The organism is Granulicella aggregans (genome assembly GCF_014203275.1).
Classification (GTDB): Bacteria; Acidobacteriota; Terriglobia; order Terriglobales; family Acidobacteriaceae; genus Edaphobacter.
The window spans coordinates 769,834-792,027 of the sequence record NZ_JACHIP010000002.1; the positions used below are offsets into that span (position 1 = coordinate 769,834).

Below are 22,194 nucleotides of genomic sequence, written 5' to 3' on the forward strand. Positions count from 1 at the left end.
AACCGGGCCGTCGGCCTCAGTTACCCAGGAACTCCGTCACCGCGTCGACAAACTCCTTCGGCTTCTCAAGCGAAGGCGCATGCCCGCACTCCGGCACAATCACCAGCTTTGCTCCGGGAATCTTCTCCGCATAGTCCTTGCCATCGGCCAGCGGAACCAGCTCATCGTTACCGCCCCACACCACAAGGGTGGGGATGGAGATGCCGGCCAGATTCTTGCCAACCACTTCCTTGTCCGTCTCCGGATTGCCCACCAGCAGCCGCTCCGTCATACCGTCGTTCGCCTTCAGCTTCATCGCGAAGCTCTCGCGGATGAACTCCGGAGTAATGCGCGACTTGTCGTAGAAGACAATCGCCACGCCCGCAGCATCGCGTAGGTTTCCAGCGATCGGAATCCGCTGTAACACCGAGTGCAGCGATGTGTGTCCCGCCGCATCTTCAAGTATCAGCTTCTCCGGCTTGGGCAGCGCAAACTTACCATCGTTCGCTGGAGCCAGCGCCTGCATCGTGTAATTCGCGACAATCCATCCACCAAGACTCTCACCCGCAAGATCAAACTTCTCGACGCGCAGCGAGCGCAGAAACTCCCCAAGGAAGTCCACATAAGTCTGAATGCTGTAATCGATGAACGGCTTGTCCGACCCGCCAAAACCAATTTGGTCGAGAGCGATCACACGATGATGCTTGCTCAGCGGCACGATCACATTGCCCCAATCGAAACGCGCCTGGCTTGCAAAGCCATGCACCAGCACCAGCGTCGGCCCCGAGCCCGAATCGTAGTACGAGATCTTCTGCCCGAAGATAAGCGCCGTCCGATGCGGAGGCAAAGTGTTCTCGGCCGCCAGCGGCGACTGCGCGGGCGGTGCCGGTTTCACCTGCGCCTCCATCATCGGCGTTAGACCCATTGCAACCGCGCCAACCACCAAGGCATATAGAGAACGACGAAGTTGCATTTGCTCCTCCAAATGTTACAAATCACTTAAGCCATCAAGCTGCGCCGCTCGAAACACCGTCAAGCTTAGCTCAGCGACGAGTCCCGAGTAAGTTCGTACCGCCTCAGCCGTCCGAACCTTTCAGCGATTTAGACTCTACAAGAACCGGGTGCCCATCCATAACGATCTCATCGCATGGATGGGAGTGGATCACCTCAACTCTTCGTCGCGACCCGCAAGCTAAGCTCTTTCAACTGCTGCTCGCTCACCGGTGTCGGCGCATCCACCATCAGATCGATCGCCTTGGCAGTCTTCGGGAATGCGATCACCTCGCGCAGGCTCGTCGCCCCGGCGAGGATCATCACGATGCGATCAAGCCCCAGCGCAATGCCGCCATGCGGAGGTGTGCCGTACTCAAGAGCATCGAGGAAGAATCCAAAGCGCTCATGCGCCTCTTCATCCGTCATGCCCAAAGACCGGAATATCTCCGCCTGGACATCCTGGCGATGGATACGTATCGATCCCGACCCAAGCTCCGTGCCATTCAGCACTATGTCGTAAGCGAGCGCCCGCACTGCGCCCTTATCGTTCGTCAGCTTGCCAGCCTTGATGTCCTCTTCATGCGGCGACGTGAACGGATGGTGCGCCGCGTTCCAGACCTTGTGCTCTTCATCCCACTCGTACATCGGGAAGTCGGTGACCCAGAGAAACTTGAAGTCCGCCGCTGTGCCCGTCTGCTCGAAGCGCTTGTGCTTGTCCGCGAACTTCGCCGCCAGCGTAAGCCGCAGTGCGCCGACGCGCTTGTAGATCCACTGCGGATCGTAGTTCCACATGGCCGGCGTGCCCAGCTTCGGCGTGACCACGATCAACAGATCGTCCGCACCAAGAGAGGCCTTCGTCTCAATCGCTGCAGCCAGCGGAGCGAACGTCTCGTTCGTCTTGAGTCGCGCCACATCCAGCAGATCAAGGCCGGAGTCGCCAAAGCCACCGCGAATCTCCGACAGCAGCGACTTACGCGCCGTCCCGCTTAGTTCGCCAACGCTTGGAATCACGAACCCAAGCACCGGCAGCGCCTGCTCGATCTTCAACGTCTCGCGCAACTCCGACGTAAGTTCATCGGTCAGCGAAACCATCGCAGGCAGCCGCATATCCGGCTTGTCGATGCCGTAGTTCTTGATCGCATCGTCATACGTCATTTGCACGAACGGAGGCTCAAGTGTGATGCCCGCTTCCCTGAACGCCGCCTTCAAAAAGCCTTCGACAAATCCGAAGATCAGTTCCTGCTGCGGGAAGGTCGTCTCGAGGTCGATCTGCGTAAACTCGGGCTGTCTATCCGCGCGAAGGTCCTCATCGCGGAAGCATCGCGCAATCTGAAAGTACTTATCAAACCCGGAGATCATCAGGATCTGCTTGAAGATCTGCGGCGACTGCGGCAGCGCATAGAAATGCCCACCATGCACGCGGCTCGGAACAAGATAATCGCGCGCGCCCTCTGGCGTCGACCGAGTCATGAAGGGCGTCTCGATCTCGAGGAAGCCTTCGGCCACGAGGTAGTTCCGGATCGCCATTGCCACGCGGCTGCGCAGCGCGAAGTTCTTCTGCATCTCCACCCGCCGCAGATCGAGATAGCGGTACTTCAGCCGCACCTCTTCATTCGCAATCGCCTCTTCGGCAGGCGAGAACGGCGGCGTCTTCGCCTCGTTCAGCAGTAATAGTTCATGCGCAACAACCTCAACATCGCCCGTCGACATGTTTGGGTTCTCAAGGCCAGCTGCACGCTTGCGCACGCTTCCCTTCACCGCGACGACATACTCCGAACGCGCGGCCTCTGCCTTGGCATGGGCCTCCGGCGACTTCTCGATATCGAGCACGATCTGCGTAATGCCGCTGCGGTCGCGCACATCGAGAAAGATCAGGTTGCCATGGTCGCGTCGCCGGTTCACCCAGCCCATCAGGACTACGTCGTTGCCAGCATCCTCAGCGCGGAGATCTCCGCACATCTTCGTTCGTTGCAGCTTGCCTAAAAAGTCGAGTGTCACAGTGGTTCTATTGTACGAACTTCCGCCAGCCTGCGCGTTTGTTCAGCGACCCATTCGCTTGCGCTGCCGCAAGAAAGTCGCCCGCATCGACGAATTATCTTGTAACGCCGGCGAATCTCACTACACTGATCACCAATCGACACCGCCATAACGTCTGCCTTGCCGGAAATCCGCTGCATCTGTGAGGAAACGTGCGCTTCTCGACCTCGTTGCTCCGGGCCCCGATGATGACCTGTCCTGCCATCCGCCAAATCGCTATGTTCGGCATTGCGATCAGCGTTCTGGCGATCACAACCTCCGCGCTCGCGCAGGCGCCCGCCGGATCCAACTGGGACTACCTGAAAGCGCTCCCAGCGCAAACCAAGATTCACGTTTCAGCGGATAAGGGCGGCGGCACCTGCAAGTTGCTCTCTGTCGACGACGCAACCCTAATCTGCGGCAAACACACCTTCCAACGCGCCGACGTGAAGAGCGTCAAGCTCACCCGCTACGGTGTGTCGACCGCGGTCGGGGCGGGCATTGGCGCGGGCATAGGGGTTGGCGTTGGGATCGGCCTGGCGGGCGGAAAAGACAGCTTCTTCGGTGACGACAAGGGGAAGTTCGCTGCGGCCGGGGCCGGAATCGGAGCTGTCCTTGGCGGGCTGATCACAGGCCCGGCAGACCTCTTCCGTGGCCCCACCGTCTATCGCATGCCCTGATTCAATCGTACGCGTTACGCGACCTGTGACCTTGCTTATCTGACGGCCCGCAGGCTCACGCCTTCGGCCAGCGATAGTGCCCCTTCGCGAGATGGGGTTGAAAAGCGGCAAGTTCGATCTCCTGCGCTCCTTCACCGATGTTGTGGACGACCGGGTTGCGGAAGGAGATGCGGCCACGACAATGGCCACATGGGGCAACCGTGCATCAAGGAGCCAAGTCAGTTGATCCCCGATCCGAAGCTCTGCCTCGAACGTATCTCCCCTGGTCTCCCTTGCGGCATACCAGAGCCTCTGCCCCGAACGCTGCCAGAATGTCTCAAGATTCAACACGCGACGATGGTCGATGTTCGAGTCTGCACGCTTCGTACCCCAGGCCTTCGGGTAGGCCGCGAAGTGGCGTTCCATGTCTTCATGAACAAGTTGTTGAAGATCTAGCCCAAGGCCGTCCCGCCCCGCGCGCACGATCACATCGGCACAGACGCCTGTCGACCGCGCAACGTCCCCACCCGGATAGGTGATGCGGGCATATTGAGGATCGTAGCCTGTGGTCACGCCCAACTGGGTTCGGGCAGCGGCGGCCAGCTTTTCGCCGTCGCTCTCTGCATCCCCGCTACAGCGAGAGTGGCTGCCGATTGAACGATGAAATCCCTGGGCAGCATCGGATTCTTTCCTCAGGGCCTGAGTATCCTCGACACGCCCGCTCTCAGCAAGCTGAATCAGTTCTTCAGGAACTCTCCAAGTTCTGCCCGCTCCACCTTTACCTGGTCGCCCGTAGCGAAGGTCTTCACGGTCATTACCCCGGTCGCCACTTCATCCTCACCAAGGATCAGGATTCGACGCGCCAGCTTGTCTGCTAGCTCAAACGACTTCTTCAGCCGGAAGCTGCCGTCGCCTACCTCGACCGACAAACCCGAAGCACGGAGGTCCTTCGCCAGCGCGAGTGCTGCGGCGTTCTGGCCTGCGCCCATCGGGGCGATGTAGGCGTCCAGCTTGCTTTCGGCAATGGTTACTGAGCCAGCCTCGGCAAGCGCCTGTAACGTCAGGATCAGGCGGTCTTCGCCGATCGCGAAGCCGATTCCTGGGGCCTTCGGGCCGCCCAGCATCTCGCTCAGACCGTCGTATCGGCCGCCGCCGAGAAGCGCATTCTGCGTTCCCAGACCGAGCGCGACGGTGAACTCGAAGGTCGTCCGCGTGTAGTAGTCCAGGCCGCGAACCAGCCTTGGCTCAATGACATACGGCACGCCGCAGGCGTCCAGCGCTGCCTTGACCTCGGCGAAGTGCGCGGTTGAAGCCTCATCCAGGTACTCGGCGATCTTCGGCAGACCGTCGATGATGGGCTGATCCTCCGGCACCTTGCAGTCCAGCACACGCAGTGGATTCGTCTCCGCCCGGCGCTGGCAGTCGACGCACATTGTCGCCTTAACCGGCTCGAGCGCGGCCTTCAAAGCTGCGATGTATCGAGGTCGGTCCGTCGACGAGCCAACTGAGTTCAGCGCCAGCCGCCAGCCCTTGCCGTCGTTTGCCTCGGATGCGCGCGGGATCGCAAGCTCATCAAGGAGAGTCGCCAGCATCTCAAGCACTTCGGCGTCGCGCAGTGCCGACTCGGCACCGGAGGATTGAGGGCCAAGAACCTCGGCTCCAATCTGCCAGAACTGGCGGTATCGGCCCCGCTGGGGACGCTCGCGGCGGAACTGCGGACCAATGTAGAAGAGCTTCTGCAGCATGCCCGTATCACCCATCTTATGTTCGATATACGAGCGAACCACACCAGCAGTGTTCTCTGGCCGAAGGGTCAGCGACTGGGCCTTTTCACTGGCAGCGCGGGCGCGGTCCTCCCAGGTGTACATCTCCTTCGAGACGACATCGGTCTCTTCGCCCACGCCGCGGACAAATAGCTGCGTGTCTTCGAATACGGGCGTACGGATCTCGCCAAATCCATAGCGGGCAAAGACAGCGCGGGCAGTAGCCTCAACGCGGTTCCAAAGTGCGGTTTCGGGCGGCAGCAGGTCGCGGGTGCCGCGTACGGCTTTCAGGGTCGACATAAGAGTTCCAGTCTATCGAATCCGTCAAGCAACACCTCTATCGAACCCGTCAAGCGGCGTTCCGCAAACAGCGGCCTCAAAGCCCGTTTGCCAGCCCGCTGCTTCCTATCTCCCGCGCCTGCGCCCAAGCGTCAATCAGCAGACCCACGCCGATGGCAAAGGGGATGATCGCCGCGGCTGCGCCCGAAAGAACATCGCGCTCCTGCAAGATCCACGCGAGCACGATGAAGAACGTCGCGACTCCGATCCCCGTAGCCACCAACACGATGCCGCCGCGCCGCACATTGCCCATCCGAATCTGCAGATTTACGAACGAGCTCCGCATCGGCATCGGCGGCAGTTCGGGAAGCGGGATTCCCTTTGCGATCGCCGCCATGCGCTCCTCGTACTGCAGCTTGCGCGTGCTGTAGTCGCTGAGCTTCGAGACAGCGACGATGGCGGGAACCATGATCATCGCCGCAACCGGGACGATAAACGGGCTACTGAACGCGTTCTCAAACTCCATCAACATATCGTTCTCCTCATTCACTGGTGTGTTTCTGGCCGGGTTAGACCTCGCCGTTCGCTGAAAGTTTCATGGCGAACCCTGAAACTTTCGGCGCATACTGCGGTCTTACCCAACTTGCAGACACACCTCCAGTTCGAAGAGATCGTCCGCGAACACCAGTCCATGGTCTTCCGGACCCTGCTGCGTCTGACGGGTGACCGCGAACAGGTGGACGACCTGGCACAGGAGGTCTTTCTGCGTCTCTATCGCGCACTGGACAACTTTCGCGGACAGGCGAAGATCTCGACTTATCTTTACCGGATCGTGGTCAATGTCGCGCAGGACGAGTGGAAGCGCCGCCGTAAGGAGCGAGCCGCGAGAGTGATGCCATTTTCGGCGCAGGACGAGACCGCGCCCGATTATATGGAATCCTTTGCGCACCCTGATCCCGACGCTGAACAGCAGCTTCTCGAGCAGGAGTTCTGGCAGACCGTGGACTGCGAGTTGCTCGCGCTTGGCGAGAGCGAACGCGCCGTGCTGGTGCTCTATCATCAGGAAGAGTGCAGTTACGAGGCGATTGCAGAGATCCTTCATCTGCCGATAGGCACGGTCAGAACGCATCTCCATCGAGGAAGACAGCGCCTCGGTGAAGCCGTAAGAACTAGAATTCGCCCCAGGGAGGTAGTCGCGCGATGAACCCAGAGCAAAATAATCAGGAATCCCTACTGATCGCGGCGCTGGAGCGCAGGCCCGAGATCGCCGTGCCGGTGGACTTCCATCTGCGTCTCCGGGCGTCCCTGGCTGAGGAACCTGCGCGGCGGGCCGCCCGCCGCGTCAGCTTTGCCAGGACGACAGCGTACGTCGCCGCTGTTTGCATGGCCGTGGCACTGGTGGTGCTGACGATGCTTTATCCCGAGACAATCAAGGTGCCCGAAAGCATGACTTTCGTCCTGGAACTGCTGCTTGTGGCGCAGCTGGTGGCTGTCGGCTTCTGGCTGGGAACTCATAGCGAAGGCTAATTCGAGGTTCCGCGGAGCGATTTTTAATGCTCCACGTGGAACATCTGCGGGGCTTGCTGGTTATTTCAGAGTTTCTTAGGCACCCGCGGGTCATTCAGTCTCCGCGAGGTAGATCTTCGTGTAGTCGAGGTAGTTCTGGGCGTACTTGAGGATCATCTCGCGGTCGGCATCGCCAAGCGTGCGACGGACCTTCCCGGGAACACCTGCGACAAGCGATTTCGGCGGGATGACCGTGTGCTCCGGGATGACAGCGCCGGCGGCGATGATGGAACCCTCGCCAATTCGGGCGTCGTTCAGGACGACCGCGCCGATGCCGATCAGGACGGCGTCTTCAAGGGTGCAGCCGTGGACGGTGGAGTTATGGCCGATGGTTACCAGCTCGCCAATGATCACGGGGTACAGATGTCGCATACCGTGCAGAACGGCGCAATCCTGGACGTTCGAACGAGCGCCGATGCGGATGGAGTTGACGTCTCCGCGTACGACGGCGTTCATCCAGATGCTGCAGTGTTCTCCGAGCGACACATCGCCGATGACCTGCGCGGAGGCGTCAACGTAGCAAGTTGCTGGAATGACGGGGAGTTTCCCCTGGTACGAGCGAATCATACGCCCTATCTTAGCCCGGCCTGGACGTTGTTCCGCAGCGGTCAAAGTGCGGCAACAACGGGCAATACGTTACAAAGCATCAAAAAGCTGCGCAATTATTCTATTTTTCTCTGGCGTAAGGAGGTATCCTAAGATATAAACCCGATCAGGGATGGTTTGGAGGTGTATTTCCCTTGGCAGAGATTCGTGTTCAGGAAGGTGAACCTCTTGAGAACGCTCTTCGCCGGTTCAAGCGTAAAGTGCAGACGGAAGACATCATTAAGGAAGTAAAACGTCACTCTTTTTACCTGAAGCCGGGCGAGAAGAAGCGGGTGAAGGAAGCACTGGCCCGCAAGCGCAACCGCAAGAAGGTTCGTAAGGAACAGGACTAAGTCCGTTTCTGACTTCGGCACTAAAGTAGCACGCTTTACGCAACAAGCAGTAAAAAGCTGTATGGAACGACTATAGGAAGGCCGCCGCCCAATGCCCTTGCCGAACTCAGGCACACAGAAGGCGTAACGGTGGTGGCCTTCCGCAGATCGCTCGGCGAGTTTTTCTAACTCGTGAGCTTTGACCGGCAGACCTCTCTCCTGCTGCCGCGTCCAGAAACTGACTACATCGGGCCCCGGTACATTAAGCTTGACCACCTCGCACGGTCGCGTCCGATGGCCGGTGGAGTGATCATCCTTTTTCCTGCAAGACATGGAGAAAAGCGATGCAAACCGAGTTTATCGACAGACTTCTGACCTGCGTTGACTGCCACGGCCAGTTCGTATTCACTGCCGGCGAGCAGATATTCTTCCTCGACAAACAATTCAAGAACGATCCCAAGCGTTGCAAGCCTTGCAAGGCCAAGCGTGCCAGCGTCGGGGTGCGCGCGCCCGGAACTCCCGCCACGGCGGTCGCCCGGACGGAGACACGGACCGAGTGCTCCGAGTGCCATATCGAGACGACGGTCCCGTTCAAGCCGACCCAGGGACGTCCTGTGCTCTGCCGCCAGTGTTTTCAGGGCAAGCGCCCGGCAGCGGCCGTCCCAGCAGTGATCTCTTCGGCGAACCCGGTCAGCTTCGAATTAGCGGCTTCGCTGGGCGATTCTCTCTCGGTGGGTCTGCAGGCCTGATGGAGAGTCAGGATTAGTCTAGCCTGGTTTCTCCGCATATCTGGCAACAGTTTCGCGTGTTCAGTAAAGAATGCGCGCCTGCGACCGCAGGCGTTGCGAATGCGCGACACGCGAACTGAGCGAAGTCACGCGCGGTAGACTACTCTGCGTGAGCACATCGGCAACCATCGCGACACATCCTGCAGCACGAGCGAACGATGGCGATCTCGTACGGACACGGCTGGATGTGGGCGCCTTCGACGTGACCGTCTGCAGCGATGGCACCTACCTGCTGGATGGCGGGGCTATGTTCGGCGTCGTTCCCAAGACGCTGTGGTCGAAGCGGACGCCGGCGGACGATCTGAACCGCATTCTGCTCGGCCTGAATTCTGTGGTGGTACGGACGGGCAAGCACGTCGTTCTGATCGAGACTGGCATCGGCAACAAACAGTCCGCAAAGATGCGCGAGATTCAACAGAATCAGGAGTTGCTGCCAGCCTCGCTCGCAGCCGCCGGGGTGCGAGCGGAGGAGGTTGACGTCGTCCTCAATACCCACCTGCACTTCGACCATTGCGGCTGGAACACGACGCTGCATCCTGATGGCTCGGTGACGCCGACTTTTCCCAACGCACGATACTTTGCGCACGCAGGCGAGGTTGCGCATGGGCACCTGCAGCTTGACCGCGACCGCGTCAGCTATCTTTCGCCGAACTACGATCCTTTGATCGCCTCCGGCCAGATGACGCTACTCACGGCGGAAGGCATTCGTGCCAATCCTGAGATCGTGTCCGGCATTTCGGTGGAGGAGTTTCCGGGTCACACGGCGCAGATGATCGGCGTTCATATTGAGTCGGGCGGCGAGCATGCCTGCTACATTGGCGACCTGATCCCGACCGTGCACCATCTCGATCCGACGTGGGTGATCGCATACGATCTAGACCCGGTGCGGTGCATTGCGGAGCGCAAGAGATTTTATGAGCGCGCGATTCCGGAGCAATGGACCGTGCTCTTCACGCACGACCACCACACCCCAGCGGCGAAGGTTGTCCTGAATGAGAAGGGCAAGCCGGTGGCGACGCCAGTCGGAAATTAGAATTGCACCGTACCAGGAGTCTTCCATGCCCTTGCTTTATACCGAACCGAGCGACCTCTCCACACTTGAACCCAAGAAACTCGCTGCCGAGTTGCGTGCTGTTGTTGAGCAGGGTTTCGATGGGCTTTGCCGCCTGCCTGAACCATTGACCTCGCAGCCTCTCGGCGCGAACAAGTGGAGCGCCAAACAGGTCGTCGGGCACCTGATCGATTCGGCCGCGAACAACCACCAGCGGTTTGTACGGTTGCAGATTGAGCCTGACCTGCATCTCCCCGGCTACAAGCAGGAAGAGTGGGTCGCGGTGCAGTGCTACGCGGTGATGCCGTGGATGCAGGCGCTCGAGACGTGGCGGGTGTTCAACCAGCATCTCGCCTATGTAATTCAGCACATCAAGGTAGAACATCTGGGCCGCGTGTGGCACTTCGAAGAAGGGCCGATGCCGCTTGGCTTCCTGATCGAGGACTACATCGGGCACCTGAAACACCACTTGAAGCAGTTGCCGAATTATTCGGCGTGACCGGAAGATTCTCGGGCTGTCCCACTCATCGCGATGTTGCTGCGATGAATGGGGCACAGACCTGATGAATGGGCACAGACCAACTACTTCTGAGGCACGGGGAAGGGATTGCGCTCCGAGAAGAAGGCCTGGTGCCAGTAGGGGTAGGCGAGCGGAACCGCGCTGGCGGCGTCGAGCTTGGCGATTTGTTCCGGCGTGAGCTGCCAGCCCACTGCGGCGAGGTTCTGTTTGAGTTGCTCCTCGGTGCGGGCACCGATGATGACAGTCGAGATAGTGGGCCTGCGGAGCACCCAGTTCAGCGCAACTTGCGGAACGGTCTTGCCGGTCTCGGCAGCAACCTCATCGAGAGCGTCGACGACCTTGTAGAGATGCTCCTCGGGGACCTGCGGGCCGGCGTCCGTGGAGAGTTTTGAGTTGAGGCGGCTGGTCTCAGGCATCGGCTGGCCGCGGCGGATTTTGCCAGTGAGACGGCCCCAGCCGAGGGGCGACCATACGAGAGCACCGACGCCTTGGTCGGCGGCGAGGGGCATTAGCTCCCACTCGTAGTCGCGGCCTAGGAGCGAGTAGTAAACCTGGTGGCCGATGTAGCGCGACCAGCCGTAGCGCTCGCTAACGGAGAGCGACTTCATGAGGTGCCAGCCGGAGAAGTTCGATGCGGCGATGTAGCGGACTTTGCCCTGGCGGATGAAGTTGTCGAGGGTGTTCAGGGTCTCTTCGACTGGCGTGGTCGCGTCGAAGGCGTGGAGGTGGTAGACGTCGATGTAGTCCGTCCCGAGGCGCTTCAGGGAGCCTTCGAGGGCCTGGGTGAGATGGTAGCGGGAGCTGCCGACATCGTTGGGGCCCTTACCGAAGCGGAAGGTGGCCTTGGTGGAGATGAGGACATCTTCGCGCTTCAGGTGGTCGATGGCCTTGCCGAGGACTTCTTCGCTGGAGCCCATCGAGTAGATGTCCGAGGTATCGAAGAAGTTGAGGCCGGCTTCCATGCAGATGTCGACGATCTTGCGGGCCTCGGCGACGTCGGACGCGCCCCAGGTCTTGAAGAACTCGTTGTCGTGTCCGCCGAATGTTCCGCAGCCGAAGCAGAGCTCCGGCACCTTGAATCCTGACTTGCCAAGTTGACGATATTCCATGTGACTATAGATGCCTCCAACCTCGTCTTCGATTGATTGGCCTGTAGAAATCGATCGCGGGGTCGGCGTAAGTGCATGTACTCCGGCCTTTAGCAAAAGGCGACGATGCCCGGATGGCCGCCGAGCGCAAAAGCTCCGCAGCGTTTCGAAATTAATAGACGGGAAGCTCGATTCGTCGTGCCATAATCCTCCGTGTTAATTGATTGGACCGAGGTGTACCTGTGAAGATGCTTTCATCGCTGGTAGTAATTCTTACGGTTGGGTGTGGATCCATCTTCGCGCAAGACAACCCGATTACAGCAAGGACCGCCACAATCGCCGTTACTCTCAAGAGTTATGGTGACACCGCAGCTGCATGCGTGTTCAATGCAAGCTCCGTCAAATACAATATTGAACAAACCTTGAATATAGGGTCGCAAAGTTCTGGCGCAGGGGCCGGAAAGATTACTTTCAACCCCTTAAGTATCGTTAAGCCGATAGACCTCTGCTCACCTGTCTTTTTCAGTTCGGCCGTTAGCGGCACTGCGTTCAGTGAGGTGCTTGTCGTCATCTCTCCGCCCGCTGGCAATGCTTCGCAGTCAACCTTTGTCATTCGACTTGGCCTGGCCGCGGTGAAGGACCTTACCGATGCCGCGGCTGACAAGACTGTGATTCAGGAACAAGTGCTGCTCGAGTACGGGGACCTCACCCTGGCGGAGTTGTCACCGTCAGGGAGCTTACTATCCTGCCGCGGATGGGACCGAGTTAGAAATGTTCAGGACAGCTCTCATTGCTCTGAGTTGCAGGGCAAGTAGTTGCTACAGCGCATCCGGAACAAGTCGGGGAGACGGCGCGAAAGCTGACACGCATGCTGATATTCCATAATGGTTGCGATGCAGGTGTCGCGGAACGGTGGCCCGGAACGAGGTTCATTGGAGAGTAAACAGCCATAATCTCGTGGAATTTCTTTCCACTGGCGTCGCCGGTATTCTTATGTAGTGCAGGCAACTCTTTTATTTCCGTCAGAACCGGGGCTTACTCCGGAGATTCCACCAACGTGGGGCATCGGCAGCGATGTTTACCACATCACCGAGAAGTGCAACCGGCTGCAGGCGATCCACCCGAACAATCGCGAGACGGGGAAGCCGGGGATCGCGATGCGGCAGTGCTTCAACTGCGAGGACATCATTCGGACCAAGCGGTCGGGGTGAAGTGAGGGTAGCAATCCTCGCGCGCGGAAGCGGATATATGATCAGCATGGAATTGAAAGGGTCTCGATCATGAAGAGCTTTGCCCTCCGCCATCTTCCCTGTTTTCTGCTCTGCGCAACCGCCTCCTTTGCCTCAACGCCCCCCAATCCGGCTGACTATAACGTGAACCTTCACGTGACTTCATCGCGAACCGTGTGGCAGTGCACACAGAGGGGAGCGACGCCACAATGCGCTTCGCAGCTCGTTTTGAATGCAACGATCGATGGAGCGAAGTTCGAGCTTGAAGGTGGAATTGAGAACCATTCGGGGGAGACGAGGTTTGAATCCTACGATGGGTTCCTGGCTCCGGGAGACTACAAAGCGATGCTTCTGTCTAACAAGTTGAAGGAGCCGAAGGTCTCTCACTTCGTGATGAAGAACTATGAGTTACTCATGCCGGATGGAAGACTTGCGAAGTTCCAGGTCACGGGTCAGTCTGAGTAGACACATCTGATTCACTCCACCGGCTTGTCGACCTGGGATTGATAAATCTCTTCGACGCGGTCGAGGGTGTCGATCTCTTCGAGGGGCTTGTCGTCGCGGATGCGAAGGATGCGCGGGAAGCGCATGGCGAAGCCGCTGGCGTGGCGTTCGCTGCGCATGATGTTGTTGAAGGCCACTTCGAGGATGCGAATGGGTTCAACGGTGCGGAAGTGGCCTTGATCTTCCAAAGTGTGGGCCATCGCCCAGGCGCTTAGTTCGGCGATCTCGGCGTCGGTGAGGCCGGAGTAGGCCTTGCCGACGTTGAGGAGTTCGCCGGTCTGGTGGAAGGCGGGGCCGCAGACGGCGAAGGTGTAGTCGCTAAGGATGCCGGCACGACGGCCATGGCCGAACTCGGCTCCGGTGATGACGACATCGAGGGTGGCGAGTTCGCGCTTCAGCTTGATCCAGGCTAGGCCCCGGCGACCAGGCTGATAGTGCGAGTTGGCGGCTTTGAGCATGACGCCTTCATTGGCGCGGGCACGGGCGGCTGCGTAGGCGCGATCGATCTCTTCGGCGGATTCGACCAGACGCGAGGGCGAGAGCATGAGGCGTGCGAATTTCTCTTCCTCGGCGGCTGTTGGTTCGAGCTGCGAGAAGAGGTCGGCTTGTGCAGGAGGGGTGCGATCTTCAATTGGGATGGGGGATGTGGCAAGCGTACCGAGCTGCTCGACGATGGCTTCTAGGGCGTTGCGACGGGCTTTCAATGGCTTGTCGAGCTGTAGCTCTCCTGCGGAGTAGAGCAGATCGAAGACCATGAAGACGGCGGGGATCTTGCGCAGGAGTTCAGCTTGTACGCGCTTGCGACCGATGCGCTGGCCCATGACAGCGAAGGGTAGCGCCCGGCCGGTGGCGAAGTCCCAGCCTAGGATTTCGCCGTCTAGAATTAGCCCGCCTGTGCTGGCCGGGACAGATGCGAAAGCTTCGAGGAGATCCGGGAAGCTCTCGGTAATCTCTTCCTTGTTGCGGGAGTACATGGCGACGCGCGAACTTTCTCCACAATGAATTTGAGCGCGCATGCCGTCGTACTTGTCTTCGAGGAAGGCTTCGACGCGTACTTCTTCGGCTTCGTCAATCGGCTTAGAGCTGAAGCGAGCCACGGCCTCTTCAGGTGATTCCACGGGGCTGGCGAGCATGAACCCAAGTGGATGGAAGAGTCGCATCATCGCCTGGTCAAGAGTGCCGGAGAAGGCCATGGCGGTGGCGCGGGAGAGGTCGGCTTCGAGCATGACGGCGTGGCGGACGGCTTTGACTAGCACCTGCGTGCCGTCTTCGACTGAGGCTGCGGCGGCGATCGCTTCTTCGACAAGACTCTGCTTTACGCCGATGCGCATGTCTCCGAGCATGAGCTTGAGCAGGTACTTGGCTTCGAGAGGTGAGGAGCGCCGGAGGAGTCGCTGGACGAGTTCGCCGCGGACGGCAGTGGTCTTGGCGAAGGGCATAGCGGCGAAGGTGGTGGCGACTTCGGAGAGAGTCAAGGTGACGGTCGCCTGCAGGGGCCAGAGGTCGAAGGCGGCTGCGCCCATGTCGCCGTGGCGGCGGTAGGCGGTGGTGAGGGCTGCGTCTGTGGCGCCGGTGATGGCCTTTATGGCGCTCGAGAGCAGAGCGCCTCCGGCGTTGAGCTTGCGTGGGTCCGATTCGGCGAAGGGAGTTCCGGCGATGTAGAGGGCCAGGAGACCGGCGTCATTGCTGGCTGGAGCGGCGGAGTGCGCGGAGCGCAAGGCGGCGGCGATGGCGGCGCGCTTCTTCAGGCGGCTGGGTTCGCCGGAGAGGTATTCAGCCAGCGAGGCTACGTCTGCGAACAACGCCATGGGGTCATGATCTCCAGAAATTCAGGGCTCTCTGGATACAGATGCGTTTGGGGCGGTCTGCGCTTACTTTGGTGATGCGGTAACGGGTTTAGAACCAAAAGCAGATTCCCTTGCGGGAATGACAAACAAAGAGAGGCAAGATGCACAGGGCTACGGTCGTAGCTTCTGTTCGAGACTGGGAATCTGGTCTGCCTGCAGCTCCGGCTCGATGGTTCGGGCGTTCTGAAGAGCGGCGGCGTAGTGGGCGTGCGCTTCGGCGGAACGGCCTTGCTCGGCCAGTACATCGGCGAGAGCGCTCTGTGTGCGGACGGATTGCGGGGCTAACGCGACGGCTTGCCGGGCGTGGGCGAAGGCGGCGTCGAGATGCTTCGCATAGCGTGCGGTATCGGCTTTCTCGGCTTGATCGAGAGCGCTCGCCAGGGGAAGCGAGAAGTGGCCATCGTAGACGAAGAGGCCGTGCTCGATGATGGCGGTGGGCTTGATGGCGTGGAAGCTGTCGTAGGGATTGAGTGCGCCCGGGCCGTACTCGATGCCCTGGAGGTCGCTGTCGGAGAGGAAGACGGTGCCGTCGATCTCGGGAGGAACGTCCATGGGCAGATTCATCCAGAGCGTTGACTCCTGCGTGGGCAGGCGCTTGCAGTGGATGCCGTAGTCGGAGGGCTCGGTGACGCCGTCGACGAAATAGGCGAACCAGCAGTTGGTGATGTGGTGCTTGTCGATGTAGAGCTTCACGTCTTTGAGCTGCTGGCCCCAGTCGGTGTTGGCATCGCTGAGGTAGTTGTGGACTTGGTCGGAGCCGCCCCAGGCCTCGTTGCCGTAGCCCATGTAGCCGGGTGCGGCGTAGACGGAGGTTGCGACCTGCCAGATCAGGAGTGCGGCGATGGGTGCGGCCCAACGGCGGTTCGACTCGTAGAGGGCGAGGGCGGCGCCGGCAGCGAGGATGTAGAGAAAAGGGTAGATGGGCAGCAGATGGCGATGGCCGATATTCATGCTGGAGCTCATCGCGATGGCGAGATAGACGACGACAGGAAGCAGGAGGAAGGTGAGGTCGAAGGCCCGGTCGTTCCATCGGCTAAGTCGCCACGCGAAGGGCGCGAGGCACAGCAGTATGAGGAATGGAAGTGTGGATTTGATGAGGAAGGCGGCGGGAAAGTAAAGCCAGGTGCCGTGCCGGTAGACGTGGCCGAAGAAGTAGCTGGTGTCGGCATTCTCGGTGATCTTGGTGTTGGCGAGGCCAAAGATGTAGGCCTCGGGGAGAAGGTGATGCTTGGCGACGAGTTCGAGGTGGGCGGCGTCGGTGGGGCGCGGGACTTTGTGGAGGTACTCGGCGAAGGGAGGGTTGGTGTCGCGGCCGTTGGGGGCCGGGGCGTAGCGAAAGCCGTAAAAAGACCACAGGATAATGTAGGCAACTGCGGCGACGGCAACTAGAGCCGCCAAGCGTTGGCCAAAGAGGCGGAGGCTGCGGCGACGGGCGGCTTCGCCTGCGGCGAGGAGGAGAAGCATCGGCCAGAAAAAGATTCCGGTGAACTTCGCGACGACCGATAGGCCGATTGCAAGCGCGACCAGGAAGAGCCGGAGGGTCGTTGACCGCTTGCAGTAGCGGTACCATGCGTAGATGGAGGCGAGCATCAGGCAGGCGCAGGGGACGTCGGTGGTGACGAGCGCGCCGTGGGCGAGGAAGTTGGGATCGAAGGCGAAGAGCGCTAGAGCAAGCAGCGCGGCGAATGGGCCGAAGATCTCGCTTGTGGCTGCGTAGAGGAGCAACGCTAGCGCGAGCGTGAAGATTACGCATGCCATGCGCGCTGGGAAGAGGATGCGGTCGTAGCCGTTGGCGATCAGAAAGGCACGGCCGTCGAGGTAAGCCTCGGTCTGTTCTTCGCGCTCTTGATTCGGTGGGACCTGTAGGTCCGCGTGCAGGAGGGGCAGCGCCGAGATAAACTTTACCAGCGGCGGGACCTCGGGGTTGAGGCGGTAGTCGAAGTTCTTCCAGGTGTTGTAACCGTCATAGAGGTGGTGGCCCTCGTCCCAGGTGATGGAGGTGGCACCGCTGACGTGGATGAGCTGCGCGGCCAGAATCGCAAGCAGGGTCAGGAAGAAGAGCTTTCGATGGGCGGGCTTGATCTTGGGAAGATAGCTGGGCACGGGACGCTCGGCGGATGGATTGATTTCAAGATAGTATCCGGTGCGGTTCGAACTATGCATCCAATTGCGGGTGGCTTATTCGCGAAAGACGGGATCAATATGAGGACTTCACTGTGGAGCGGAGCGTTGGTCTTCCTGACGCTGGTGGTTGGAGCTTGCGGGCATGGGATCGCTCAGAGTGTGGATTCTGACCATGACGGGATGAGTGATGGGCTGGAGCAGGCGCTGCTGGTGCAGTTTGCGCCAACGTTCATGATTGGGGAGCGTGACTGCTCGGATGTTCCGGCGGAGTTCCGGCCAGCAGTGAAGACGCCCGAGGTGGAGCACGAAAACGGCACGATCTACGGCCAGGTCTCTCCGGCGAAAGCGGGTGGCGGACGCAGGCAGGACGTGGAGATTCACTACTACCATCTGTGGCGGACGGACTGCGGAAAGCATGGGCATCCATTGGATACGGAGCATGTAGCGGTGTTGGTGCGCGCTTCCAGGTCTAGTGCGGAGTGGAAGCGGGACGATTGGAAAGCAATCTACTGGTACGCGGCGGCGCATGAGAATACGGTGTGCGACGTCAGCCAGGTTGCGCGGGCGTCTACACTGCATGCGGAAGATCGCGGGGCGAGGGTTTGGATATCTCCGGGTAAACATGCTTCCTATCTCAATGGGGAGCTATGCCGACGCGGATGCGGCGCGGACAAGTGCGAAAGGATGGTCCCGTTGACGCCAGGTGGGATCGTGAACCTGGGCGAGGTGGGAGCACCGATGAACGAGTCGGCGTTTATCGCGTCGAGGGCGTGGCCGCTGGCGGCGAAGATGTCGCAGACAAACTTTCCGGCAGAGCCGTTGGCGCGGCTGGAGGCGCTGCCCGATACCGACATCGCTTGGGTCAACGCGGGCAGGCATCCGGCGCAGCAGATCATCTCGATCAGCAGCGCTACGGAGCAGAGCATTGCTGGTGGCGGGCACAATGCGAGCTCGGCCATCTCGCTGGCCGGCGACTCAACTGGCAATGCGCTGTCGACCGCGCAGGATTCGACGGGCAACGCGCTTGGGACGAGCTATCGGAAGACCAAGCATGCTCTCGGAAGCTCGGCGCGACATGTGGGCGAGGCGCTGCATGTGACGCCAAAGCCGGATGACTCCAAACCAAACTAGGGTTTTTGCAGGGCGCGCCAGCCTATATCGCGGCGGAATTGCATGCCTTCGAAGGTGATCTGGTCGAGGCGGGCGTAGGCCTGGTCGAGGGCGGAGCGTAGGTCGGCGGCGTAGGCGGTGATGCCAAGGACGCGGCCTCCGGCGGTGACGAGGGTTTCGCCCTTGAGCGACGTGCCGGAGTGGAAGACGGTGACGGCTTCGGTGTCGGATTGGGTGGTGAGGCCGGAGATGGAGCGGCCGCTGGGGTACTTGCCGGGGTAGCCCTCGCTGGCAGCGATGACACATACGCTCGCGCCGGACTTCATGGCAATGTCGAGCTTGTCGGCGGTGCCGTCGATGGTAGCGGTGAAGAGGTCGACGATGTCGGTTTTGTTGGTGTCGAGGCGGAGCATGAGGGCCTGGGTCTCTGGGTCGCCAAAGCGGGTATTGAACTCGAGGACCATGGGGAGGACGGGTCTACCGCCGAACGCAATACCGGGATCTTTTGCTTCGCCCAGGATGATGGCGATTTGGCTAATGGTATCGACACTTTGGAATTCCTCATTGGCGCCTTGCTCGGGGACCATCATGATGCCGCAGAAGAGGATGCCCTTGAAGGGAGTTCCGACGGCGGCCATACCGTCTACCACCGGCTGGGCGACGTTCGCGGTGAGCCAGTCGCGCATGGCGGGCGACATCAAGGCGTCCGTGGAGTAGGCTCCCATGCCGCCGGTGTTGGGGCCGGTATCGCCTTCGCCGATACGCTTGTGGTCCTGCGCGGCGGCGAGCGGGACGGCGTGGGTGCCGTCGCAGAGAGCGAAGAAGGAAAGCTCTTCGCCGTGAAGGAACTCTTCAAGGACGACCTGGTCGACGGCTGCTCCGAGTAGCGCGCCGGAGAACATTTCGTCAGCTGCTTGTTGGGCCTCTTCCCTGCTGGCGCAGATGACTACGCCTTTGCCGGCAGCCAGGCCATCGGCCTTGACGACTACAGGAAGGGCGAATGCGATGAGTTCGCGTGCGACGTCTTCGGGCGAGTCGCATACGACGTAGCCGGCGGTGGGGATGCCGTGCTGCTGCATGAATTGCTTGGCGAAGGCCTTGCTTGACTCGAGTTCGGCGGCGGCTTTGGTGGGGCCGAAGACGCGGAGGCCGTGGCGTTCGAGTTCGTCGACGAGACCGAAGGCGAGGGGGATTTCGGGGCCGATGACGGTAAGGTCGGGCCCCTCAGAGAGCGTGAGGGCGAGCATGGCTTCGAGGTTGGTGCCGTCAATGGGGACGCAGCGGACGGGAATCTTCGCGGTTGCTCCCCAGGCGGCGATGCCGCCGTTGCCGGGTGCGATGACCAATTCGGTGACGCGGGGGGATTGCGCGATGGCCCATGCGAGGGCGTGTTCGCGGCCTCCGCCGCCTAATACGAGAACCTTCATTTTTCGGTGAGTCTCCAGAGATTGATGATAGATGGTTTCGGAAGGGTCACTAAGGTAGGGGAGCGTCTTACGTCCCACTCATGCGATGAAGCCGCATGAATGGGGCACCCGAACATTCTGGGCACCCGGTGCCTGCGGCTATTTCGTGAGCGGCAGGATGCGGACCTCGCGGGCTACCTCTGGGGAAAGATCAAGCGCGGTCGTGGAGCGGCCGATGCGGACGGAGTAGCTGTCTGACGGTGAGCGGGTGACGCGGACCTTCGTCCCTGGAGTCAGGCCGTTGGCTTGCAAAGAGCGGAGAGTGGGGGCGTCGCGGTCGGAGATGCTGTCGACGATGAAGGTGCCCTCGGAGACGTCGGTGAGGCACATAGAGGAGCGCGGCGGCATCTCGCCTTCGAGCGAAGGGATGGCGTGGCCGTGGGGGTCGGTGGTGGGGTGGCCGAGCTTGGCGGCGATGCGCTCTTCAAAGCGCTCAGAGATGAAGTGTTCGAGGCGTTCGGCCTCTTCGTGGAGCTCTTCGATGGGGTAGTCGAGGACCTCGTAGAGGAAGGTCTCGATGAGGCGGTGGTGGCGCACGATCTCGAGGGCGCGACGACGGCCCGAGGGCGAGAGGAGAACGCCGCGGTGGCGCTCGTACTCGACGAAAGGTGCGGCTGCGGCGGCGAGCTTCTGCAGCATGTTGGTGACCGAGGCTGGCGCGACGCCGAGGTGAGCGGCGAGGGCGTTGCTGGCTACACGGCCGGGCTGACGCTCGCCGAGAGTGAGAATCGCCTTGAGGTAGTTGTCGACGGATTCAGTGCTGCGTTGGGGCATGGGATCTTTCAAAGCGGTACGACTTCGGAGTTAACAGTTTGACTCAGAAGTTTGATTTAGGTAAACCTAATAAGTAGGCAAGACTAAATTTGGACGATTGAGGCAGGCGGAATTGGGATCGGGATCAACAGTACGGGATGCGGAGACGACGGACTTCGGCGCGGTGCCGCAGGAGGTAAAGCGCGGCGAGTTGATGCGTTACCTCGGCCCGGCGTTCGTTGCGAGCGTGGCTTATATCGATCCCGGCAACTTCGCTGCGAATATCCAGGGCGGAAGCCAGTTTGGGTACAAGCTGCTTTGGGTGCTGTTGTGGTCGAACGCAATGGCAATTCTCGTCCAGTATCTTTCGGCCAAGCTCGGGATCGTGACCGGGCTGACGCTGCCGCAGAACTGCCGAAAGCACTTCTCGCGACGGAATACGATTCTGCTTTGGATTGCGGCTGAGGTGTCGGCGATTGCGACCGACCTGGCGGAGTTCTTGGGAGCTGCGATCGGGATTTACCTTCTGTTCGGAACGCCGCTGCTGGAGTATGGATTTTCGCGGACGGGGACTCTGTTTGTTGCAGCGGTGGCGGCTTCGGTGCTGGTGTTCGGGATTCTGGCGCTTGAGGTCGCGGGGTACCGGTGGTTCGAGGGCGGCATCATCGGGTTCGTTGCGATCATTGGGGTCTGCTATGCGGTAGAGGTCTTCCTGGTACATCCTGACTGGCGCAACGTGGCCTTGCATACGCTGGTGCCGATGCTGGATGGGAGCAGCGCGAAGTCGTTCCACGACAGCATCTACACGGCAGTCGCGATGCTGGGCGCTACCGTGATGCCGCATGTGGTGTATCTGCATTCAGCGCTGGTGCAGCCGCGTTTGAAGGAGCTTGAGGCCAAGGACCAACGGCGGCTGGCGGGTACGACTTCAGGCATGAATACGAGCCGGAGGCGTTACCTACGCTACGAGCTGATCGACATCATCGTAGCGATGAACGGGGCTTGGCTGATCAACTCGGCAATGATCGTGATGGCGGCCATGGCGCTTGCGCACACGGGATTTGCGGCTCCTTCGATCGAGGATGCTTACCGGACGCTGGGACCGCTGCTAGGGCCGGCGGCGGCGATGATGTTCGCGGTCGCGCTGCTGTGTTCGGGGCTCTCGTCATCCACGGTTGGGGTGCTGGCTGGACAGGTGATTATCGAAGGATTTCTGGACATCAAGTTTCCGATCTTTGTCCGACGGCTGATTACGATCATTCCGGCGCTGGCGGTGATCGCCATTGGGCTCGACCCGTTGAAGATATTGGTGCTGTCGCAGGTGGTGTTGAGCTTTACTCTGCCGTTTGCTCTGGTGCCGTTGCTGATTTTGACGAATCGGAGCGGGGTGATGGGTGAGTTTTTGAGTCCGCCTAGAGTTCGTGTTGCGGGGTGGGTGACGGTGGGGATTATTGTGGCATTGAATGTGGTGCTGGTGGGGCAGTTGGCTATAGGTGGGTAGGCTAGGCCCGTTTTCGCGACGTGGCGGTACGTTCGTGGTTA

22 protein-coding genes and 1 pseudogene are annotated in these 22,194 nt (G+C 60.3%); 12 read left to right on the forward strand and 11 right to left on the reverse strand.

The annotated features are described in order from the left end of the window. Window positions 1–16: 16 nt before the first annotated feature. Both HDF16_RS08545 and aspS read right to left on the reverse strand, forming a co-directional pair. Window positions 17–952, reverse strand: a complete 936-nt coding sequence (locus tag HDF16_RS08545) for an alpha/beta fold hydrolase (RefSeq protein WP_184215507.1) — start codon at window positions 950–952, stop codon at window positions 17–19. Window positions 953–1,146: 194 nt separating this feature from the next. Continuing rightward, the gene (gene aspS / locus HDF16_RS08550) at window positions 1,147–2,931 is read right to left on the reverse strand and encodes an aspartate--tRNA ligase (protein WP_184216245.1); all 1,785 of its coding nucleotides are present in this window, start codon (window positions 2,929–2,931) and stop codon (window positions 1,147–1,149) included. Between the two features lie 230 nt (window positions 2,932–3,161). Between aspS and HDF16_RS30565 the strand changes: the two genes are divergently transcribed. Continuing rightward, entirely contained in the window at window positions 3,162–3,668 is a 507-nt protein-coding gene (locus HDF16_RS30565) for a hypothetical protein (protein ID WP_246408898.1), read from the forward strand. 177 nt (window positions 3,669–3,845) lie between these two features. Here the strand turns inward: HDF16_RS30565 and HDF16_RS31785 are convergent. The 3 genes and pseudogenes from HDF16_RS31785 to HDF16_RS08565 form a co-directional block, all read right to left on the reverse strand. After that, a pseudogene (locus HDF16_RS31785) lies at window positions 3,846–4,388 on the reverse strand (DUF1287 domain-containing protein); the annotation flags it as partial. Then, a complete protein-coding gene (gene hisS, locus HDF16_RS08560) occupies window positions 4,385–5,710 on the reverse strand; it encodes a histidine--tRNA ligase (RefSeq protein ID WP_184215511.1) in 1,326 nt (441 codons plus the stop codon). The gene hisS and the pseudogene HDF16_RS31785, both read right to left, overlap by 4 nt. Window positions 5,711–5,786: 76 nt before the next feature. Continuing rightward, window positions 5,787–6,221, reverse strand: coding sequence for a DUF6249 domain-containing protein (locus HDF16_RS08565; protein WP_184215513.1), 435 nt, complete (start codon window positions 6,219–6,221; stop codon window positions 5,787–5,789). A 111-nt stretch (window positions 6,222–6,332) separates the two neighbouring features. Between HDF16_RS08565 and HDF16_RS08570 the strand changes: the two genes are divergently transcribed. After that, window positions 6,333–6,893: an RNA polymerase sigma factor gene (locus HDF16_RS08570; RefSeq protein WP_184215515.1), complete on the forward strand. Its 561-nt coding sequence runs from the start codon at window positions 6,333–6,335 to the stop codon at window positions 6,891–6,893. Then, window positions 6,890–7,216, forward strand: a complete 327-nt coding sequence (locus tag HDF16_RS08575; protein WP_184215517.1) for a hypothetical protein — start codon at window positions 6,890–6,892, stop codon at window positions 7,214–7,216. Before HDF16_RS08570 ends, HDF16_RS08575 begins: the two co-directional genes overlap by 4 nt. 90 nt (window positions 7,217–7,306) lie before the next feature. Here HDF16_RS08575 and HDF16_RS08580 read toward each other — a convergent pair whose 3' ends face one another. Further along, the gene (locus HDF16_RS08580; protein WP_184215519.1) at window positions 7,307–7,822 is read right to left on the reverse strand and encodes a gamma carbonic anhydrase family protein; all 516 of its coding nucleotides are present in this window, start codon (window positions 7,820–7,822) and stop codon (window positions 7,307–7,309) included. 173 nt (window positions 7,823–7,995) lie between these two features. Between HDF16_RS08580 and rpsU the strand changes: the two genes are divergently transcribed. The 4 genes from rpsU to HDF16_RS08600 all read left to right on the forward strand — a co-directional run bounded on the left by rpsU (window position 7,996) and on the right by HDF16_RS08600 (window position 10,510). Further along, a complete protein-coding gene (gene rpsU, locus HDF16_RS08585) occupies window positions 7,996–8,193 on the forward strand; it encodes a 30S ribosomal protein S21 (protein ID WP_013581735.1) in 198 nt (65 codons plus the stop codon). A gap of 323 nt (window positions 8,194–8,516) precedes the next feature. Then, complete coding sequence (locus HDF16_RS08590) at window positions 8,517–8,921, forward strand: zinc-ribbon domain containing protein (RefSeq protein WP_184215520.1); 405 nt, start codon at window positions 8,517–8,519, stop codon at window positions 8,919–8,921. A 148-nt stretch (window positions 8,922–9,069) separates the two neighbouring features. Continuing rightward, window positions 9,070–9,993 carry an MBL fold metallo-hydrolase gene (locus HDF16_RS08595; protein WP_348641275.1) on the forward strand — a complete coding sequence of 308 codons (924 nt, stop codon included), beginning with the start codon at window positions 9,070–9,072 and terminating at the stop codon, window positions 9,991–9,993. A 25-nt stretch (window positions 9,994–10,018) separates the two neighbouring features. Beyond that, window positions 10,019–10,510, forward strand: a complete 492-nt coding sequence (locus tag HDF16_RS08600) for a DinB family protein (protein ID WP_184215524.1) — start codon at window positions 10,019–10,021, stop codon at window positions 10,508–10,510. A gap of 83 nt (window positions 10,511–10,593) precedes the next feature. Here HDF16_RS08600 and HDF16_RS08605 read toward each other — a convergent pair whose 3' ends face one another. Beyond that, window positions 10,594–11,640 carry an aldo/keto reductase gene (locus tag HDF16_RS08605; protein ID WP_184215526.1) on the reverse strand — a complete coding sequence of 349 codons (1,047 nt, stop codon included), beginning with the start codon at window positions 11,638–11,640 and terminating at the stop codon, window positions 10,594–10,596. A 227-nt stretch (window positions 11,641–11,867) separates the two neighbouring features. Between HDF16_RS08605 and HDF16_RS08610 the strand changes: the two genes are divergently transcribed. The 3 genes from HDF16_RS08610 to HDF16_RS08620 all read left to right on the forward strand — a co-directional run bounded on the left by HDF16_RS08610 (window position 11,868) and on the right by HDF16_RS08620 (window position 13,313). After that, window positions 11,868–12,434, forward strand: a complete 567-nt coding sequence (locus HDF16_RS08610; RefSeq protein ID WP_246408983.1) for a type VI secretion system tube protein Hcp — start codon at window positions 11,868–11,870, stop codon at window positions 12,432–12,434. A 183-nt stretch (window positions 12,435–12,617) separates the two neighbouring features. Beyond that, window positions 12,618–12,830, forward strand: a complete 213-nt coding sequence (locus tag HDF16_RS08615) for a hypothetical protein (protein WP_184215530.1) — start codon at window positions 12,618–12,620, stop codon at window positions 12,828–12,830. A gap of 69 nt (window positions 12,831–12,899) precedes the next feature. Next, entirely contained in the window at window positions 12,900–13,313 is a 414-nt protein-coding gene (locus HDF16_RS08620) for a hypothetical protein (RefSeq protein ID WP_184215532.1), read from the forward strand. An 11-nt stretch (window positions 13,314–13,324) separates the two neighbouring features. Here the strand turns inward: HDF16_RS08620 and HDF16_RS08625 are convergent, their stop codons facing one another. Continuing rightward, on the reverse strand, window positions 13,325–15,160 hold the full coding sequence (locus HDF16_RS08625) for an ATP-dependent DNA ligase (RefSeq protein ID WP_184215534.1): 1,836 nt from the start codon (window positions 15,158–15,160) through the stop codon (window positions 13,325–13,327). 150 nt (window positions 15,161–15,310) lie between these two features. Then, window positions 15,311–17,362 carry a glycosyltransferase family 39 protein gene (locus HDF16_RS08630; RefSeq protein ID WP_184215536.1) on the reverse strand — a complete coding sequence of 684 codons (2,052 nt, stop codon included), beginning with the start codon at window positions 17,360–17,362 and terminating at the stop codon, window positions 15,311–15,313. Between the two features lie 39 nt (window positions 17,363–17,401). Here HDF16_RS08630 and HDF16_RS08635 point away from each other — a divergent pair, with 39 nt between their 5' ends. After that, a complete protein-coding gene (locus tag HDF16_RS08635; RefSeq protein ID WP_184215538.1) occupies window positions 17,402–18,454 on the forward strand; it encodes a hypothetical protein in 1,053 nt (350 codons plus the stop codon). On the opposite strand, the gene purD is transcribed toward HDF16_RS08635, so the two are convergent. Beyond that, window positions 18,451–19,860, reverse strand: a complete 1,410-nt coding sequence (gene purD, locus HDF16_RS08640; RefSeq protein WP_184215540.1) for a phosphoribosylamine--glycine ligase — start codon at window positions 19,858–19,860, stop codon at window positions 18,451–18,453. The genes HDF16_RS08635 and purD overlap by 4 nt on opposite strands. Before the next feature lie 138 nt (window positions 19,861–19,998). Further along, window positions 19,999–20,673 carry a metal-dependent transcriptional regulator gene (locus tag HDF16_RS08645; RefSeq protein ID WP_184215542.1) on the reverse strand — a complete coding sequence of 225 codons (675 nt, stop codon included), beginning with the start codon at window positions 20,671–20,673 and terminating at the stop codon, window positions 19,999–20,001. A gap of 112 nt (window positions 20,674–20,785) precedes the next feature. On the opposite strand from HDF16_RS08645, the gene HDF16_RS08650 reads away from it, so the two are divergent. After that, window positions 20,786–22,153 (forward strand): Nramp family divalent metal transporter, encoded by a 1,368-nt coding sequence (locus HDF16_RS08650; protein WP_246408899.1) that lies wholly within the window; start codon window positions 20,786–20,788, stop codon window positions 22,151–22,153. The last annotated feature ends 41 nt before the right edge of the window (window positions 22,154–22,194 follow it).

Coding starts and splice junctions, on each gene's coding strand:
- HDF16_RS08545 (WP_184215507.1), bottom strand. CDS start 952: ATGCAACTTCGTCGTTCTCTATATGCCTTGGTGGTTGGCGCGGTTGCA.
- aspS (WP_184216245.1), bottom strand. CDS start 2,931: ATGTGCGGAGATCTCCGCGCTGAGGATGCTGGCAACGACGTAGTCCTG.
- hisS (WP_184215511.1), bottom strand. CDS start 5,710: ATGTCGACCCTGAAAGCCGTACGCGGCACCCGCGACCTGCTGCCGCCC.
- HDF16_RS08565 (WP_184215513.1), bottom strand. CDS start 6,221: ATGTTGATGGAGTTTGAGAACGCGTTCAGTAGCCCGTTTATCGTCCCG.
- HDF16_RS08575 (WP_184215517.1), top strand. CDS start 6,890: ATGAACCCAGAGCAAAATAATCAGGAATCCCTACTGATCGCGGCGCTG.
- HDF16_RS08580 (WP_184215519.1), bottom strand. CDS start 7,822: ATGATTCGCTCGTACCAGGGGAAACTCCCCGTCATTCCAGCAACTTGC.
- HDF16_RS08590 (WP_184215520.1), top strand. CDS start 8,517: ATGCAAACCGAGTTTATCGACAGACTTCTGACCTGCGTTGACTGCCAC.
- HDF16_RS08600 (WP_184215524.1), top strand. CDS start 10,019: ATGCCCTTGCTTTATACCGAACCGAGCGACCTCTCCACACTTGAACCC.
- HDF16_RS08605 (WP_184215526.1), bottom strand. CDS start 11,640: ATGGAATATCGTCAACTTGGCAAGTCAGGATTCAAGGTGCCGGAGCTC.
- HDF16_RS08610 (WP_246408983.1), top strand. CDS start 11,868: ATGCTTTCATCGCTGGTAGTAATTCTTACGGTTGGGTGTGGATCCATC.
- HDF16_RS08620 (WP_184215532.1), top strand. CDS start 12,900: ATGAAGAGCTTTGCCCTCCGCCATCTTCCCTGTTTTCTGCTCTGCGCA.
- HDF16_RS08625 (WP_184215534.1), bottom strand. CDS start 15,160: ATGGCGTTGTTCGCAGACGTAGCCTCGCTGGCTGAATACCTCTCCGGC.
- HDF16_RS08630 (WP_184215536.1), bottom strand. CDS start 17,362: ATGCATAGTTCGAACCGCACCGGATACTATCTTGAAATCAATCCATCC.
- HDF16_RS08635 (WP_184215538.1), top strand. CDS start 17,402: ATGAGGACTTCACTGTGGAGCGGAGCGTTGGTCTTCCTGACGCTGGTG.
- purD (WP_184215540.1), bottom strand. CDS start 19,860: ATGAAGGTTCTCGTATTAGGCGGCGGAGGCCGCGAACACGCCCTCGCA.
- HDF16_RS08645 (WP_184215542.1), bottom strand. CDS start 20,673: ATGCCCCAACGCAGCACTGAATCCGTCGACAACTACCTCAAGGCGATT.